This is a genomic window from Rubrivirga aquatilis (assembly GCF_046845665.1).
Taxonomy (GTDB): domain Bacteria; phylum Bacteroidota; class Rhodothermia; order Rhodothermales; family Rubricoccaceae; genus Rubrivirga.
The window spans coordinates 2,193,800-2,210,328 of the sequence record NZ_CP177355.1; the positions used below are offsets into that span (position 1 = coordinate 2,193,800).

General features: G+C 72.1%; 14 protein-coding genes. 6 read left to right on the plus strand and 8 right to left on the minus strand.

All coding sequences use genetic code 11. The annotated features are described in order from the left end of the window. Positions 1–146: 146 nt before the first annotated feature. The 4 genes from ACLII4_RS09485 to ACLII4_RS09500 are packed head-to-tail and all read right to left on the minus strand — an operon-like array spanning position 147 to position 4,356. Positions 147–854 carry an energy transducer TonB gene (locus ACLII4_RS09485; RefSeq protein WP_412067149.1) on the minus strand — a complete coding sequence of 236 codons (708 nt, stop codon included), beginning with the start codon at positions 852–854 and terminating at the stop codon, positions 147–149. A 36-nt stretch (positions 855–890) separates the two neighbouring features. Beyond that, a complete protein-coding gene (locus ACLII4_RS09490) occupies positions 891–1,241 on the minus strand; it encodes a hypothetical protein (RefSeq protein ID WP_412067150.1) in 351 nt (116 codons plus the stop codon). Further along, positions 1,238–2,782 (minus strand): NAD(P)H-hydrate dehydratase, encoded by a 1,545-nt coding sequence (locus tag ACLII4_RS09495; RefSeq protein WP_412067151.1) that lies wholly within the window; start codon positions 2,780–2,782, stop codon positions 1,238–1,240. The genes ACLII4_RS09490 and ACLII4_RS09495 overlap by 4 nt, the downstream gene beginning before the upstream one ends. After that, positions 2,779–4,356 (minus strand): Ig-like domain-containing protein, encoded by a 1,578-nt coding sequence (locus ACLII4_RS09500; protein ID WP_412067152.1) that lies wholly within the window; start codon positions 4,354–4,356, stop codon positions 2,779–2,781. Before ACLII4_RS09500 ends, ACLII4_RS09495 begins: the two co-directional genes overlap by 4 nt. 147 nt (positions 4,357–4,503) lie before the next feature. On the opposite strand from ACLII4_RS09500, the gene hisI reads away from it, so the two are divergent. Continuing rightward, the gene (gene hisI / locus ACLII4_RS09505; protein WP_412067153.1) at positions 4,504–4,893 is read left to right on the plus strand and encodes a phosphoribosyl-AMP cyclohydrolase; all 390 of its coding nucleotides are present in this window, start codon (positions 4,504–4,506) and stop codon (positions 4,891–4,893) included. A 112-nt stretch (positions 4,894–5,005) separates the two neighbouring features. Here hisI and ACLII4_RS09510 read toward each other — a convergent pair whose 3' ends face one another. Then, positions 5,006–5,713: a hypothetical protein gene (locus ACLII4_RS09510; RefSeq protein WP_412067154.1), complete on the minus strand. Its 708-nt coding sequence runs from the start codon at positions 5,711–5,713 to the stop codon at positions 5,006–5,008. A gap of 139 nt (positions 5,714–5,852) precedes the next feature. On the opposite strand from ACLII4_RS09510, the gene ACLII4_RS09515 reads away from it, so the two are divergent. Both ACLII4_RS09515 and ACLII4_RS09520 read left to right on the plus strand, forming a co-directional pair. Next, a complete protein-coding gene (locus ACLII4_RS09515; protein ID WP_412067155.1) occupies positions 5,853–6,578 on the plus strand; it encodes a response regulator transcription factor in 726 nt (241 codons plus the stop codon). A gap of 51 nt (positions 6,579–6,629) precedes the next feature. Next, positions 6,630–8,033: an ATP-binding protein gene (locus ACLII4_RS09520; RefSeq protein WP_412067156.1), complete on the plus strand. Its 1,404-nt coding sequence runs from the start codon at positions 6,630–6,632 to the stop codon at positions 8,031–8,033. Here ACLII4_RS09520 and ACLII4_RS09525 read toward each other — a convergent pair. Together ACLII4_RS09525 and ACLII4_RS09530 are read right to left on the minus strand one after the other, a co-directional pair. Further along, a complete protein-coding gene (locus ACLII4_RS09525; RefSeq protein WP_412067157.1) occupies positions 8,021–8,407 on the minus strand; it encodes a hypothetical protein in 387 nt (128 codons plus the stop codon). The genes ACLII4_RS09520 and ACLII4_RS09525 overlap by 13 nt on opposite strands. A 71-nt stretch (positions 8,408–8,478) precedes the next feature. Continuing rightward, positions 8,479–9,300 (minus strand): hypothetical protein, encoded by an 822-nt coding sequence (locus ACLII4_RS09530; protein WP_412067158.1) that lies wholly within the window; start codon positions 9,298–9,300, stop codon positions 8,479–8,481. 271 nt (positions 9,301–9,571) lie between these two features. On the opposite strand from ACLII4_RS09530, the gene ACLII4_RS09535 reads away from it, so the two are divergent. Then, positions 9,572–11,953 (plus strand): DPP IV N-terminal domain-containing protein, encoded by a 2,382-nt coding sequence (locus tag ACLII4_RS09535; protein WP_412067159.1) that lies wholly within the window; start codon positions 9,572–9,574, stop codon positions 11,951–11,953. Between the two features lie 78 nt (positions 11,954–12,031). On the opposite strand, the gene ACLII4_RS09540 is transcribed toward ACLII4_RS09535, so the two are convergent. Then, entirely contained in the window at positions 12,032–12,742 is a 711-nt protein-coding gene (locus ACLII4_RS09540; protein WP_412067160.1) for a hypothetical protein, read from the minus strand. Between the two features lie 238 nt (positions 12,743–12,980). On the opposite strand from ACLII4_RS09540, the gene cmk reads away from it, so the two are divergent. Beyond that, a complete protein-coding gene (gene cmk / locus ACLII4_RS09545) occupies positions 12,981–13,673 on the plus strand; it encodes a (d)CMP kinase (RefSeq protein ID WP_412067161.1) in 693 nt (230 codons plus the stop codon). 126 nt (positions 13,674–13,799) lie between these two features. Further along, the gene (gene rpsA, locus ACLII4_RS09550) at positions 13,800–16,391 is read left to right on the plus strand and encodes a 30S ribosomal protein S1 (RefSeq protein ID WP_412067162.1); all 2,592 of its coding nucleotides are present in this window, start codon (positions 13,800–13,802) and stop codon (positions 16,389–16,391) included. Positions 16,392–16,529 lie beyond the last annotated feature (138 nt).

The following is a 16,529-nucleotide window of genomic DNA, read 5'->3' on the forward strand; positions in this document are numbered from 1 at the left end:
GGGAGAGAGGAGGGCCCGGGGGCCGCGTCCCAATCTAGGGACGCCCGACGCTCAGTGCGAGGGGCGGGGAGATTTCAGGGAGGGCCTGCGAAGGCGGGCAACGTAGAAGACACGCCGGCTGGCCGAAAGTTGCTCGGCCCCTCGCCTTACCTCAGCCGAAACGTGACGGGGACGGAGAATCGCACCTTGACGAGGCGGCCGCGCTGCTGGCCCGGCGTGAACCGGCTCTCGCGGACGGCCTTGATGGCCGCCTCCGAGAGCAGCTCGTTCGGCGACCGCACGGCGACCGGGTCGACCACGTTGCCCCGCTCGTCGACGACGAACTGGACGACGACCTGGCCCTCGATCCCCGCCCGGCGTGCGAACTCGGGGTACTCCACCCGGCGCTGCAATTCCCCGATCCCATCGACGAGGACGGGCTGGACCTCGGCGGCAGTGAACACCTCGTCGGGCACGTCCTCGATGACCGGGGGTGTGGGCGGGGGGAGCGTGGGCGTCGAGTCGATGACGGGCGGCGTGGGGGGCGCCGGGGGACCGGGCGGCGGGGCCACCTCCTCCAGCGGGTCGAACACCAACTCGTCGACGATGTCCTCGACCGTCACCTCGTCGGGCACCTCGACGGGCGGCGGGGGGGCTGGCGGCGGCGGCGGTGGGGGCGCGATCTGAGTCGTCGGGGGGACGACCTCCAACTCGACCGGCACGGTCGTCTGGGCGAAGCTCGCGCCGCTGGCGGAGGCGCGGACGGGGACGGTGAACGCGGCGATGACGACGGCCAGCGCAAGCGCCACCCCGATCAGCGCGTGGAGCGGCTGGCGGCGGCGGAGGTCGGCGGCGGGGGCTTTCCGGAGGGGCATGGCAGGGGAGGGTGGACCCCTTCCAGACACATCCGCCTACGAATCGTTGCCCTGGCGTCTCGCCACCCACGCCGCCAGCGCGACGCCGACCACCAGCCCGACGGTGTCTGCCGCGACGTCGAGCGGGTCGGTGAACCGGCTGATCATCGGCATCGACTGCCAGAGCTCGGTGGCGATGGCGAAGACCACCCCGCCTAGAATCACCGTCCATGCCCGGCCTGGGAGCAGCTGGAGCCACAAGGCGCCGATACCCAAGAACATCCCGGCATGGACCCACTTGTCGGCCGCGAATGGCAGCATCTCGCGAGAAGGCACGGCCTCCCCCGGGATCGACAGGCCGATAAGGACGAGGACCGTCCACACGACGGCAAGGCGGAGTGGGGTCACGAGCGCAGGGCGTGTGCGGCGGCGGGGAGCCGAGCCACGAGGTCGGAGGCGATCAGTCCGGCGACGCCGTGCTCGGTGGCCCAAAGCTGGGCCGCTTTCGCCCCGAGCCAGATTCCGCAGACGGCTGCCGCGTCCGGCGTGAGACCCTGCGCGAGCAGACCGGCGATGGCGCCTGCCAGCGTGTCGCCGGTCCCGGCCGTCGCAAGCACTGGGAGGCCCGGCGGCCCCAGCAGGGGCACCCCGTCCGGGCGCCCGACCACGCTCGGCATTCCCTTGAAAAGGAGCGTAGCATCCCACTGCCGCGCAAGCGCTTGCGCGGCGTCGATCCGGTCTTCGGGGCCGAAGGCCTCGTCGCCGAGAAGGCGGCGGAGCTCGCCAAGGTGTGGCGTGAGCACGAGCGGCGCGGATCGCTGGCGCAAGCCGTCCGTCGCCCCCGCGAAGGCAGCCAGTCCGTCGGCGTCGAGCACAAGCGGCGCCTCGACGCGGGCGACCAGCTCGCGAACGAGTGCCAGCGTCTCCGGGTCGCGGCCCAGCCCACAGCCGACGAGCACGGCGTCGGCGCTGGCGGCGCGTTCCAGGATCGACCCCGCGTCGGCCGCGAGCCCGCCCGCCGGGGTCTCCGGAGCGGCCTCGACCATGACCTCCGGGATCGCACGGTCGACGGCGTCGCGGGCGGAGGCGGGGACGACGGCGACGACCGCACCGGCTCCAGCCCGGTACGCAGCGGCGGTCGACAGAACGGCAGCGCCGGTGAACCGGCGGCTCCCGACGACCGCCAGCACGCGCCCGGCGGAGTACTTGTGCGCGTCGGCGGCTCTGGTAGGCAGCCAGCGACCTGCGAGGGCGGCGGGTACCTCAAACGCCGTCGCCCGTCCGCGCAGCTCGGAGGCAGGGATCCCGATCTCGGCCGTGACGACCTCGCCCGCAAGCCGGGGCCCGTCCCCGATTCGCAAGCCGGCCTTGACGGCGCCGAACGGAACAGTCAACGCGGCGGTCGGGGTACCGCTCGCGGCCCGGCCCGTCGTGGCATCGAGGCCGGAGGGGAGGTCGAGGGCGACGACGGGAGAGGGCTGGCGGCCGGCCCACGCACAGAGGCTCGCGGCCGGCTCGCGCAAGGGTCCGCTCGCGCCGATGCCGAGCAGGGTGTCGATCACGAGATCGGCCGGGGCGTTCGACGCTTGCCCAATGGTGTCGTACCGGACGACCTCAATGCGGTCCGAATCCTCCGCCAGCCGGTCGAGAACGGCGAGGTTCGCGGCCCGGTCGGGCGTGCCGTCGCCGGGGAGAATGAGCGCGCGGACGGTGGCGCCTCGTTCCGCCAGCACGCGGGCCACGACGAGCCCATCGCCCCCGTTGTTGCCGGTCCCGACCAGCACCGTGACGTGGCGGTCGGCAATCTCGAACCGCTCGGCGATCACCCGCGCGGCCTCGCGCCCGGCCGTCTCCATCAGCACGCGCCCCGGCACGCCCCAGTCGTCGATGGCGGCGCGGTCGGCGGCGCGCATGGCGTCGGCGGAGAGGAGGGGCAGGGCGTCGGTCACAGCGTCACGGGGTCGGTTTCGGTCTCCCACCGCGCCCGGACCGTCGCCAGGGGCAGAACGACGAGCGGCTCAGGGGCGACGTACGGGCGGAGCCGGCCGCCGCTCCACCGACCGTCGCCATCGCGGTCGACGAAGGCGCGGAGCGTCACGGGGCCAGGCAGAAGGCCAGCGATCGCAAACGTCCCGTCGGCATTCGCGCGCACCACGATGGGCAGTCCCACCTCCGGTGTCGCTTCAATCACAACGGGCCCGTCCGCTGCGATCCGCCCGACGAGGCTGCCGGTCTCGCCGGCGTCGGGGACGGCGAACGCTTGCGCGCGTGTCGAGTCGCCGCTCGGCACCACGACGCGGAAGGTGCCCGCCAGCGCGTCGGCCGTAAACGTTACGCCGTCCTGCGTCTCGAACGTCGCGAGAACGCCCTCGCCGCCGCGCCTCACCGCCAGCCCAGCGATGAGGGCGGCGGAGGGCGGAACCGCGAACCGGACGCCCGCCGCTTCACCTGGTCGGAGCGTGATCACCGAGTCCCGGCGCGTCGGGACGAACCCGATGACACGCGCTTGTGCCGTGTCCGCTCGCGCCGGCGGATCGACCACGAATCGGAACGGCGCGGCCGCGAGCCCGGCGGAGTCGGCGACGGCGTGCGCGCCGCTCACGACGACACGGCCACCAAACGGGCGCTCCGTCACAGCGACGATCTCGAACGGGGCGTCGGTCGTCTGGTAGACCGTCGCCTGGAGGACGGCGCCGCTGGCGGAGTCCGCGAGCGCCAGCCCGTCGCGGTCGGTCAGCGTGACGGGCTCGGAAAAGCGGACGGCGATGCGGCGGTCGGACAGCGCGCGGGCACGCTGGGCCACGGGGGGGATGGAGTCGAGCGCGGTCACGACCAAGGCCAGTGGGGGCGCGACCGTCGTGTCGGCGCGGATGGTTGGCCGGGGCGGGGCCGCGAACCGCTCGCCCGCGTCGGCACGGCCGCTCTGGTTCCGGTCGTCGACGGCGGCGACGAAGTAGGGGCCAGGGCGCAAGTAGTCGAGCCGGAAGACGCCGTCGGCGCCGGTCTCGGTGCGGTAGTCGGGCGCCCTGCCGAGGTCGGGCGTTGCCGCCGAGTCGGGGAGCGCGAAGGCCCACACGTCGAGCCCGGGGGCGGCGCTCCCGTCGGGCCGGCGCACGGTCCCGTCGATGGCGCCGCCGTCGATGGCGTCGCCGGTCGAGAAGGCGAGGGTGATCGGGGCCCGGATCCGCACGCCCCGCTGGTCCGCGAACTCGGTCCCGATGGTGACGACGTAGGTGGTCGAGTCGCGCAGCTCGGGCAGGCGGATCTCGACTTCATCGCCCCGGACCGCGATCTGGGGCCGCGCGTCGCCGACCGGAGTGATGGTGACGGCGGCAGCGGCAGCGGGCTGGAGGCGCTCCGAGAACGCCAGCCGGACCGTCCGGTCGGTGACGTTCGTCGCGCCCCGCTCCGGGAGCGAGGCCACCAGCGTCGGCGGCGTCGAGTCGGCGGGCCCGCCGGTGGGGGCGATGGGCGTGGCGCAGCCCGCGAGGGAAGCGAGGAGCAGGGGCAGGAGTCGGCGCACGGTCGGAAGAACGGCACAGCGGCGCCCGGTGTCCCGCGCCCGCGAAGGGAACGGAGTACGAGGCATGAGGAACGGGCAGATTTGGCCGTCGCCGGAAACGCTGGCGCCGACTACGCTTCAACTTCCGCACCCCACCCCCTGACACCCATGAATGTCCAGCCCCTCCTCGACGCCGCCACCTTCGACGACAACGGCTTGGTCGCCGCCATCGCCCAGGACGACGCCACCGGCGACGTGCTCATGCTCGCGTACATGAACCGCGACACCCTGAAGCAGACGCTCGAAACGGGCGTGATGACGTACTGGAGCCGCTCGCGCCAGAAGGTCTGGGTCAAGGGCGAGACGTCGGGCAACGTGCAGAACGTCAAGTCGGCCCACATCGACTGCGACGGCGACGCGCTGCTGTTCCGCATCGAGCAGATCGGTGGCGCCGCCTGCCACACCGGCCACCGGAGCTGCTTCTACCGCCGCGTCGAGGACGGGGCGCTGGAGACGGTCGGCTCGCCGGTCTTCGACGCCGACTCCGTCTACAAGTAGGGCCCGGCCCGCTGGTGGCACGGCCGCCAGTGGGCTTTTTCGGGGTGACAGTCGGCTCGACGACCGCCCCGCCCGACGCGGCCCTGGCGACGGAGAGCGACGAGCTGGGGGACTACCGCACGACGTGCCGGGAATAGCCCGCCGACGCCGTCAGCGTGACGAAATACTCCCGCAGGCGCCGCCGCTGGCGGACCGTGAACTGGGTCTCGGCACTCGCCGGGAGGTCCAGCCCGCTGACCCGGACGTAGCGCACCTCGCGCACCAGCTGCCCGGACGCCCCCCGCCGTCGGCCCCCACGCCCCTCACGGCCTTCGCGCTCGCCCTCGAAGCGGACCGCCAGCAGCCGGGGCGACGCGGCCGAGCGCGTGAACCACGCTTGGCCCCCTCGGCCGAACGTGACACGCCAGGCGGGCTGGCCCTCGTACACGTCTGGCGCGGACCCGGCGGGCTCGCCCCGCGCGAGCAGCCGGCCGGGGAGACTCGGCGGCCGGAGCACCTCGCGGCTGGCGGGCCCGAAGGCGCGATGCCACCGGTCGCCCGCCGCATTCGCGCGCCGGGCGTCGACGCGCTCGCCGTCGACGATCAATCGGTCGACCTCGCGCTCGGGACGGCCCTCGCTCCAGATCAGCACGCCGTCGGCCTCGACTTCCAGCAGCCCACGCGGGCCGTCGACCGTCCACACCGCCGCCTCGTCCGCCTCGACGCGGCCGACCCCGCTGGCGGCGCGGCGCCAGTCCGCCAGCCACGCGTCGACGATGGCGCCGGCGGAGGGCTGGGCCGCCACCGGGGCGGCCAAGAGCAGGAGCAAGAGGAAACGCATGGGCACAATGGGTCGGAGGGAAGAACGCACCCCCACGACACATCCTGTCACGGAACCATGGCGACTCCGTCCCGCTTCGGCCCGCCCGCCCCGCCAGCGGGCGCGCGGCCTAGCTTCGCCGTGACCCCCACCGCCCCTCATGCCCGCTGCCTCCCTGCTCGTCGTCGAGGACGACGAGGACCTCCGCGAAACGCTCGCCCGCCGCTTCCGCGAGGAGGGCTACCGCGTCGACACCGCCGCCGCCGGGCCTGACGCCCTCGCGGCCGTCGCCGAGCACACCCCCGACCTGGTGATCCTGGACGTGATGCTGCCGGGCCTCGACGGCGTCGAGGTCTGTCGCCGCTTGCGGGCCGAGCACCCGCTCCTGTACATCCTGATGCTGACGGCCCGCGCGGGCGAGCTCGACCGTGTCGTCGGGCTCGAGGTCGGCGCCGACGACTACGTCACCAAGCCGTTCAGCCTGCCCGAGGTGGTCGCTCGCGTCCGGGCCGCCCTTCGCCGCGTGCAGACCGTCCGCGAGCAACTCGCCGCCGGCCCGTCGGCCGACGACGACGCGCCGATCGTCGCCGGCCCGCTCACCGTCGACACCGTCCGCCGTGAGGTGACGGTTGATGGGGGAGAGGTGCACCTCACCGTCCGCGAGTTCGACCTGCTGGCGTTCCTCGCCGGCCACCCCGACCGCCCGTTTACGCGGAGCCAGCTGTTGGAAAAGATCTGGGCGATCACGTACGAGGGGTACGACCGCACCATCGACAGCCACGTCCAGCGGCTCCGCGCCAAGATCGAGGCGGACCCCGGCGACCCCCAATTTGTGCGCACCGTCTGGGGCGTCGGCTACAAGTTCTCGGATCCCTCCGCGGGCTGACCCGCCCGATCGCTGCCCCGCTCCGCCACCGTCTTCTGGACCGTCGCCGCCGTGCTCGTCGGGGCGCAGGTGGCCACGGCCGTGCTGGCGGTCGTCTTGAGCGGCGTGTTCGCGCAAGCGAGGACCGACGAGCTGCTCGCGGGCACGCTCCAGCTCCGCCTCGACGCCGTCGCCGAGGAGGTCGAGGCGCGCGCCGAGATCGGGCCGTTCGGGGAGATCGCCCTGTCGGCCCGGCTCCGCGCCGACCTCGGCACGCGCTTCCTGGACCCGCTTGTGCTCTTGGACGAGACCGGCGCCGTCGCAGCGACCCTCGGCGACGAGAGCGTCTTCGACGTGCCGCCCGCCGCGCTCGCCGCCCTCGAGGAGGGACGTGTGGCCGTCGACGTGGAGGGCCGCGACACGTGGGGGCTCGCGCCCATTCTGGCCGCCGACGGGCTCCCGGCCGGCGCCTTGTTCGTCCGCCCGCTCGCGCGCACGCTCGACGAGGAGCGCCGAGGCACGCGCCAGGCGTTCTGGCGCGCGACGGCCGTGACGGTCGCCCTCGCGGTCGCCCTCGCGCTCCTGCTCGGCGCGCTGTTCTCGTCGCGGCTCGTACGGCCCATTCGCGAGGTGACGCGGCGCGTCGAGCGGATTGGGGAGGGCGCCTATGCCGAGCGCCTGCCCGAGACCTCCGACGACGAACTCGGCCGGCTCGCGGCCGCCGTCAATGAGATGGCGGCCCGCGTCCAAGCCTCCATCACCCAGCTCCGCGACACCGACCGGCTTCGCCGCGAGTTGGTCGCGAACGTCGGCCACGACCTGCGGACCCCACTGGCGGCCCTCCGGGCCACGCTCGACGAGGCCGAGCGCCACGCCGGGCAAGGGCGCGACGTGGATGTGGCCGCCGACCTCGCAGCGGCGCGACGGCAGGCCGAAGGGGCCGCCGACTTGGTCGCGGACCTTTTCGAGCTGTCCGTCCTCGACCGCCCGCAAGCGCTCCGCCCAGGGCCCGTGCCGGTCGGCGAGTTGGTGCGCGACGTCTCTGCCCGCCATGTGCGAGCGTTCGAGGCCGCCGGTGTCGCCTTCGATGTCGAAGTCGCACCGGGCTTGCCCACTGTCGAGGCCGACGGCGCCCGCTTGATCCGCGCCCTCTCGAATCTGCTCGACAACGCGCGGCGCCACACGCCGGCGGGCGGCACGGTCACGCTCGCGGTTTGCGCCGACGCCGACGCGATCGTGTTCACCGTCGCCGACACCGGGGAGGGCATCGAGGCGGAGGCCCTGGCCCACGTCTTCGAGCGCTACTACCGGGGCGACGGGCCCCGTACACGCGGGACCGGGACCGGGACCGGGCTCGGACTCGCCATCACCAAGGCCGTCGCCCAGGCCCACGGCGGCACGCTGGCGGTCGAGAGCACGCCTGGCCACGGCGCCACCTTCCGCCTGTCGATCTCGGCGACGGGCTACTGCGAGTAGCCGATCACTCGGACGACGGTGTTCGGGCCGCCGGCAGCCGCCAGCGTCTCGACCGAGAACGTCCCTCGGTCGCCAGGCGCCCACGCCGCGGGCACGTCCACCAGCGCGAGCACCGCGGGCGGCCTCGGCTCCGCCTCCGGGGCGAACTCGTCGCCAAGCGTCAGCACGCCCTGCGCCGCGCACAGCGCGAGTTCGGACTCGTCGCAGGCCTCGACCCGGTTGACCACGCCGGCCACGTTGTACCGGCCGGGCTCGGCGGTGACGAGGGCCGCCAGCGAGACCACCGGGAAGTCACCAGCAGGTGGGACGGCACGGTCGACGGTCGTGTCGCAGGCGGCGAGGACGAAGGCGAGGGCCAGCAGCGCGGGGCGCATGGCAATGCGGGGGAGGACCGTACAAATGTGGGCCCTCTGACGCCGCCCCGCTAGGTCACTTCGGTTGTCCACTACCGGGGCGCGAACGTCGCCTCGGGGGAGCAGGGCCCGCTGGATGGGGCGAGGGACGGGGCCACGCGCTTCCGGAGTGTCATCCGCTGGTTTTGGCCCGCCTCGATAATCGCGAAGTCATACGTCTCCGGGTAGTAGCGCGGGAGAAGGCGGGGCGTCAGGAAGCGGAGGTCGGTGAGGGCGGTGGTCCCGAACGCGACGCCAAGGGCGGTTTCCGTCACCGTGATCGTCGAGCGCTCGTCGACCTCCGTCTGCTCGGTCGTGCCGTCCTCCGTTCTCTCCTCGACATAGTCGGCGTGGAGCTCGGCGGTGTACGTCCGCTCCCCGTCGACCTCGTCCGAGACCGAGACGAAGGCGACGGTCACCCTTCCACTCCGCGTCACGGTCGGCGCAAAGCAGTCATGGGAGAAGGTGTAGTCGTAGTCCCAGACGGCGCCGGGCGTCATCGGAACGAAGTCGGCCTGCCCCGAGAGCGGGCCCAACTGGACGTGGACGACGAGTGCGTCGGTCGCGCGAAGACCACTTGCCGTCGCGGTCACGCGGATGGCCGTCTGGCCGGGGGTCTTGAAGGTGACCGTCAGTTGGGACTCACGGAGCTCGACGTCGGCCACGGCAGGATCTTCTGAGAACGCCGCGAACGTGATCGCGCCCACTGCCTCGTTGGCCTCGAAGTGCGAGCGGAGGTCGACGGTGAGCGGCTCGGCGGTCGGGAGCACCGAGACCTCGGGGAGCGGATCGCTGAGGGCGATGCTCGGCTCGGGAGCGGCCGTGTCGCAGGCGGCGAGCAGGAGGACGGCGGAGAGGGCAGCGAGGAGGCGCATCGGTGGTGGAAAGCGGGGTCCGGAAACCTCGCGCGATCCGCTACGCCGTGCATAGGCCAATCCTCCTGACCTCGGCTCCGTGCGACCCTCACGTCCGGCTCGGGGTCTCCGTCTACCGAACGAGCGGTGGGGCGTGCCCGTGGATGCCGCACGGCGGCCTTCCCTCTCGCGAGAGGGGTGGAGAGGGCGCTTGCGTGCGCCCGGGGCACCGTCGTGCCCGGAGACCCCGTTTCCCGAGCCGTAGATTCCGCCAGCCCCCACCGCTCCCCAAATGCGCGTTCGTTTCGCTCCCTCCGCTCTCCTCCTGTTGGCGCTTGGCCTCGGCGCCTGCGCCGCGCCGGCCACCATGGCGCCGGCCACCACGTCGATGCCGGCCCCGGCCGGCACCGTCGAGCAGGCCCCCCGCGCTCCCGCCGGCCCCCAGGCGCCCAAGGACCTCACGCTCGAACTGCTCTTCGCCAGCCCCGAGTTCTACGGCGAAGGCTTCCAGGGCGGCCGCTGGGCCGAGTCCGGCGCCCGGCTGATGTACGTCGAGACCGACCGCGCCGCCGGCACCTCCAGCTTGGTCGAGCGCGACCTCACGACGGACGCCACGCGCACGCTCATCGACGGCGCCACGCTCGGGAAGCCCGACGGCGACGGGCGCATCGCCATCGAGGACTACGCGACCTCCGCCGACGGCGCCAAGACGCTCCTCTACACCGACTCTGAGCGCGTCTGGCGGCTCAACACCAAGGGCTACTACTACGTCTTGGACAACGAGACGGGCGCCGTGACCCCGGTCGCCGACCGCGCCGACGGGCTCCAGATGTTCGCCAAGTTCGACCCCGCCGCCGAGCGCGTCGCCTTCGTCCGTGACCGCAACCTCTACCTCGTCGACCTCGACACCGGGAGGGAGCGCGCGCTGACCACCAACGGGTCGGAGGGCGGCGTCATCAACGGCACCTTCGACTGGGTCTACGAGGAGGAGTTCGGCCTGCGCGACGGGTTCCGCTGGAGCCCCGACGGCCGCTACATCGCCTTCTTCCAGCTCGACGAGACCGGCACGCGCGACTTCCAGATGACTGACTTCCGGACGCTCTACCCCGAGACGATGCAGTTCCGCTACCCCAAGGCCGGCGAGACAAACGCTGAGGTCCGCGTCGGCGTCGTCGACGTGACGACCGGCGACACGCGCTTTTTCGACACCGACACCTGGTTCGAGGGCGGCGACGAGACCGAGTACATCGCCTCGATGGGCTGGACCCCGCCGCTCGCCGACGGGACCGCCGACGTCTGGATGCTCCGCCTCAACCGCGACCAGAACCACGCCGACCTCCTCTACGGCGACCCGGCGACCGCCAGCCTCACCCAGATCCTGGAGGAGGAGAACGACAGCTACATCGAGGTCGAGACCGGCTTCTCGGACCTCTCGACCGGCACCATCACGTACCTCGGCGACGGCGACCACTTCGTCTGGCGCAGCGCCCGCGACGGCTACTCGCACCTCTACCTCTACGAGAACGACGGCACCTACGTCCGCCAGATCACCTCGGGCGACTTCGATGTGACCGACTTCCACGGCGTCGACGAGGCCGAGGGGATGGCGTACGTCACCACGACTGCCGAGAGCCCGATGGAGCGGCACCTCTACCGCGTCCCCCTCGCCGGCGGCGCGCCCGTCCGCCTGACGACCGGCGCCGGCTGGCACAGCGTCGACCTCAGCCGCGACTTCGACTACTTCGTCGACACCTACTCGACGGCCACCACGCCCGCCACGACGACGCTCTACCGCGGCGACGGCACGCTCGTCGAGGTGCTCGTCGACAACGCCGACCTGCGCGACCGGCTCGCGGCGTATGAGCTGCCCGCCGTCGAGTTCATGACCGTCCCCGGCGAGGACGGCACGCCGCTCAACGCCTACCTCATCAAGCCCCGCGACTTCGACGCATCGCGCGAGTACCCGCTCCTCATCCACACGTATGGCGGGCCGGGCAGCCAGGAGGTCCGCAACAGCTGGGGCGGGACGGAGCGCCTGTGGCACCACTACCTCGCCGAGACCTACGGCGTGCTCGTGGCCGGCGTCGACAACCGGGGCACCGGCGGGCGCGGCCAGGCCTTCAAGACGGCGACCCAGAACCGGCTCGGCATTCTCGAGGCCGAGGACCAGATCGCCGCGGCCCAGCACTTCGGCGAGTGGCCCTACGTCGACGAGGACCGGATGGGCATCTGGGGCTGGAGCTACGGCGGCTACCTGACGCTCCTCGCGATGACGTACGGCGAGGGCCCGGAGACCTTCTCGATGGGCATGGCCGTCGCGCCCGTCACGAACTGGCGCCAGTACGACACCATCTACACCGAGCGCTACCTCTCGACGCCGCAGAAGAACCCGACCGGCTACGACGCCGGCAGCCCGGTCACCTACGCGGCCAACCTCGAAGACCACCAGCGCCTGCTGCTCGTCCACGGCGACGCCGACGACAACGTCCACGTCCAGAACACGATGGTGATGGTCGACGCGCTGCAGGCCGAGGGCAAGCAGTTCGACATGATGCTCTACCCCGGCCGCAACCACGGCATCTACGGCGGCAACACGCGCCGCCACCTGTTCACGATGCTCACGCGCTACGTCGCCGAGACGCTCGCGGGCACGGAACTGATGGCCGAGCGCTAGGCCCCGCGCCCCGCTTGCGGGCGCCCCGTCGGCTTCTGGCTGGCGGGGCGCTCGTGTGTTCGGGAGCGCGATCAACCCTCACGGCATCGGCGTGCCCTCGTGTGCGATCCGCATCAGCTCGCGGTGGGCCGTCGCGATGTCGCGCAGGCGTCCCTCGGAGGCCCGTCGCTTTTCAGGCCACATCCCCGCCAGCGCCTCGTCGATGGTGCAGTCGAGGCAGCCCGCGAGCGCCACGTAGGCAAAGCCGAGCCGATTCGCCGCCGCCCGCGCGGCGGACTGTCGTCGACCGTCCTCCCAGACGCCGTCGAGCCGGCGGAGGGCGCGGAGCATCAGCGCGCCCTCGCCGGATCGGTGACACAGGAGCGCCTGCGCGTACCGGCCGATCGCCTCGGCCTTGTCGGCGTCCGGGGCCCCTTTCAACAGCTGGTGCTGGAGCATCGCGACGGCGGCTTTGTACGCCACCAGCGAGTCCGACCCGGCAGTCGCTCGCGCGATGGCGTCGGCCTCGCGCCAACCCGGCGCCGACACGATGGCGTCGATCCATCCCCGCTCGCGGACCATGCGGTCGCGCATGGCCTCCAAATAGGCCTGCCGGGCCATGGGGTCGTCGAGATCGGGACGGGGCAGGGGAGGGGCCCCGGCCGGGGCCTGGTTGTCGATGAGGAAGAACGGGGTGGGGACGGGCGCCGACGCGAGGGGCGCGGGCGCCGGCGGGGCCTCGTCGACCGCCGGGGCATCGGCGCAGGTCGCGAGGAAGACGGCGCAAAGCGAGATGAGGAGTGCACGCATGTCGATGGGTGAACAGGGTCTGAAACCAGACGGTACCGACCGGGAAGGCCTCGCGCAAGCGGGCGTCCGCGACGGAGGGGAGAGGCGCCGCGCCGTCCCTCGGAGGGCTGGCGACGCCGGCGGCCACCTCCAAACCAAGCACACAAAGCACGATGGGCCTCACCGCTTCCTCACACCGCCCGCACCCGAATCCGCGCCCCTGCGGCCTATACTGGTGGGCTCCCCTGAGCACCACACTGTGATCGTCGCGATCGACGGGCCCGCCGGGTCCGGCAAGAGCACGACGGCGCGGCAGGTGGCCGACCGGCTCGGGTGGCTCTATCTCGACACCGGTGCCATGTACCGGGCCGTCGGGCTCGCCTTCCGCGAGCGGAGCCTCCCGTTTACCGAGACCGCCGCCTCCGCCCTTGTCGACACCCTCGACGTCGCCCTCCGGCCCGGCCCGGACGGTACGCGCGTCGCCCTCGATGGCGACGACGTGACCGCCCGCATCCGGACGCCCGAGGCCGCCGCCGACGCGTCGCAGGCCAGTGCGCTCGGGCCCGTCCGCGCGGCCATGGTCGCGCTCCAGCGGCGGGCCGCTGCCGACTACGTCGCCGCTTCCGGCGGCGGCGTCGTCGTGGAGGGGCGCGACATCGGCACCGTGGTGTTCCCCGACGCCGACGTCAAGTTCTTTCTCGTCGCCGACCTCGATGCCCGCGCCGCCCGCCGGCTCGCCGACTTCGGCGGACCCGACGGCGCCGACGCGGCGTTCGACACCGTTCGGGCCGAACTCGCCGCGCGTGACGCGCGCGACGAGGGCCGGGCCATCGCGCCTCTGCGCGCCGCGCCCGACGCCGTCACGCTCGACACGACGACTCTTGACATCGACCAGCAGGTCGAGCACGTCTTGGACGCGGTCCGCCGCGCCACCACGAGCCCGGCTACCTGACCTACGCCCCGCGCGGCCCACACCGGGTCGAAGCACCGTTCGGGGCGCCTGTTTTTCCTCCAGACTCTCTCCGGTCGCCACCACGCTTCAAGCCCGTTCCGGGCGGTGAGCGACCGAGCACGCCCTATGGCTGACAACTCCCAGACCCCCGAGCCGACCGACGTCGACTCGACCCCGGCCCCCGAGGCCACGACCGGCACCGGCGACGGCGCCACGACGCCCACGGCCCCCGAGCCGACCTCCGAGACCCCCAAGGACCCGACCGCTGAAGGCGGCGGCACCGGCGAGGAGGACTCGGGTCCCAACCCCGACGACCCGATCGTCGCGCCGGACGGCGACAGCACCGGCGAAGAGGACTCGGGCCCCAACCCCGACGACCCGGTCGTCGCTCCCGACGCGTCGGCCGGCGACACGGAGGCCACCCCCGAGGAGCCCAAGGAGGGCGTCCTCGACACGATCACCCACGCCGTCTCCGGCGCCGCGGAGGCCGTCACCGAGACCGCCAAGAAGGTGGCCTCGACCGTGGCCCACGCCGCCGGCGACGCCGCGGCCGCCGTCACCGGCACCGTCGCCGATGCGGTCGCGGGCAAGAGCGGCGATGGCGCCGACTCGGCCGTGCAGCTCGGCTACACCGGCAAGTCCCTCGGCCGCACGATCTCGATCGACGAGCTCAACGAGGTCGACTCCGCGAACGCCGGCGTGTCCGGCATTGGCGCCTCCTCGCAGGTCTCCGACACGGGCGTCTCGTCCGACGAGATGACCGAGCTCTACTCGGGCTCGCTCTCGGCCGTCGAGGCCGACCAGATCGTCACCGGCACGGTCGTCGGGATGACCGACAAGGAGATCGTCGTCGACATCGGGTTCAAGTCCGACGGCGTCGTCGCCAAGAACGAGTTCGCCGACGTCCCCGAGATGGGCGACAAGATCGACGTCTACGTCGAGCGCCTGGAAGACCGCCGCGGCCAGCTCACGCTGAGCTACGACAAGGCCAACCACAAGCTCCGCTGGAACATCTTCGAGGGCGCGCTGGAATCCGGCGCCGTCATTGAGGGCGAGATCGTCAAGCGGATCAAGGGCGGCATGATCGTCAACCTGCTCGGCTCGGAGGCCTTCCTCCCGGGTTCGCAGGTCGATGTCCGCCCCGTGCGCGACTTCGACGTCTACATCGGCAAGACGATGGAGTTCAAGGTGGTCAAGACGAACCCCCAGAACGGCAACGTCGTCATCTCGCACAAGGCGCTCATCGAGAAGGACCTCCAGGAGCAGCGCAAGCACATCCTCGACTCCCTCGAAGTCGGCCAGGTCTTGGAGGGCCAGGTCAAGAACATCGTCAACTTCGGCGCCTTCGTCGACCTCGGTGGCGTGGACGGCCTGCTCCACATCACGGACATCTCGTGGGGCCGTGTGGGCCACCCGAGCGAGGTCCTGGAGCTCGACATGAAGCTCAACGTCGTCGTCTTGGACTACGACAAGGAGCGCCAGCGCATCTCCCTCGGCTACAAGCAGCTCCAGGAGCACCCGTGGGAGAACCTCGCGGAGCGCATCGTGGAAGGCATGCAGATCGAAGGCCGGGTGGTCTCGATCACCGACTACGGCGCGTTCGTCGAGATCGAGCCCGGCATCGAAGGGCTGGTCCACATCTCGGAGATGTCGTGGACGGAGCACGTCAAGCACCCCACCCAGAAGGTGCAGCTCGGCCAGACCGTTCAGGTCAAGGTGCTCAAGGTCGACGAGGACACCAAGAAGATCAGCCTCGGGATGAAGCAGCTCGAGCCCGACCCGTGGGAGGGTCTGCTCGCCCGCTTCCCCGTCGGCACTATCACGCGCGGCAAGGTCCGCAACATCACGACGTTCGGCGCCTTCGTCGAGATCGAGCAGGGGATCGACGGGCTCGTGCACGTGTCCGACCTCAGCTGGACGCGGCGCGTGAAGCACCCGTCGGAGGTGGTCAAGAAGGGCATGGAGCTCGACGTGATCGTCATCGACATCGACATCGCGCAGCGCCGCATCAGCCTGGGCCACAAGCAGGTCTCGACCGACCCGTGGGCCAAGGTTGCGGAGGTGTACACCGAGGGCTCTGAGGCCTCGGGCGTGGTCGCCGAGATCAACGACGGCGGCGTCGTCGTGGACCTGCCGATGGACGTCGAGGCCTTCGTGCCCGCGTCGCACCTGCAGCGCGGCGGCCGCCCGGCCGACGCCTACCAGATCGGCGACGAGCTGGAGCTCCAGGTCATCCGGATGGACCGCGAGGACCGCGAGCTGGTGATGTCGGAGACGGCCAAGGCGCGGTCCGAGGAGCGCGCCGAGCGCGACGCCGAGTACCGCGAGCAGCGGGCTCAGGAGCGCCAGGAGCGCAAGGAGGTCGAGTCCTACGGCTCGACGTCGTCCGGCCCGGCCACGCTCGGTGAGCTGTCCGGCTTGGCGGCCCTGCGCCAGCAGATGGCGGCGGCCGAGGCCAACAAGCCCGCCGACGACACGCCGGAGGACGTCACGACGCCCCTCGACGTGGAAGGCCCGACGGTCGACTCGACGGACGACGTCGATGTCCCCGAGGTCCTCGAGGTCCCGGCCGGCGAGATCGTCGACGAGGCCTACGGGTCCGAGGACGACGGCCCCGAGGCCGACGCCGAGCTCGGCAAGGCGGCGCTCGAGGTGGACGGCGACCTCGACGAGGCCGCTGACGCGACGGGCGAGTCCGACGCCGACGACGAGGTCTAGACCTCTCCATCACTGAAAGGCTTGGGCGGCGGTCTCTTCGGAGGCCGCCGCCCTTTTTTGTACGCGCTCGCGGGTGGGCGGCGCGTCCACTGCGTTGGGGTGTAAAGACGGGGCAACTCCCTACCGCGTCGGCGGGAG

Bases quoted from the DNA above. Each gene is read 5' to 3' on its own strand.
- rpsA (WP_412067162.1), top strand. From the start codon at position 13,800: ATGGCTGACAACTCCCAGACCCCCGAGCCGACCGACGTCGACTCGACC.
- ACLII4_RS09540 (WP_412067160.1), bottom strand. From the start codon at position 12,742: ATGCGTGCACTCCTCATCTCGCTTTGCGCCGTCTTCCTCGCGACCTGC.
- ACLII4_RS09515 (WP_412067155.1), top strand. From the start codon at position 5,853: ATGCCCGCTGCCTCCCTGCTCGTCGTCGAGGACGACGAGGACCTCCGC.
- ACLII4_RS09525 (WP_412067157.1), bottom strand. From the start codon at position 8,407: ATGCGCCCCGCGCTGCTGGCCCTCGCCTTCGTCCTCGCCGCCTGCGAC.
- ACLII4_RS09535 (WP_412067159.1), top strand. From the start codon at position 9,572: ATGCGCGTTCGTTTCGCTCCCTCCGCTCTCCTCCTGTTGGCGCTTGGC.
- ACLII4_RS09530 (WP_412067158.1), bottom strand. From the start codon at position 9,300: ATGCGCCTCCTCGCTGCCCTCTCCGCCGTCCTCCTGCTCGCCGCCTGC.
- ACLII4_RS09510 (WP_412067154.1), bottom strand. From the start codon at position 5,713: ATGCGTTTCCTCTTGCTCCTGCTCTTGGCCGCCCCGGTGGCGGCCCAG.
- ACLII4_RS09485 (WP_412067149.1), bottom strand. From the start codon at position 854: ATGCCCCTCCGGAAAGCCCCCGCCGCCGACCTCCGCCGCCGCCAGCCG.
- hisI (WP_412067153.1), top strand. From the start codon at position 4,504: ATGAATGTCCAGCCCCTCCTCGACGCCGCCACCTTCGACGACAACGGC.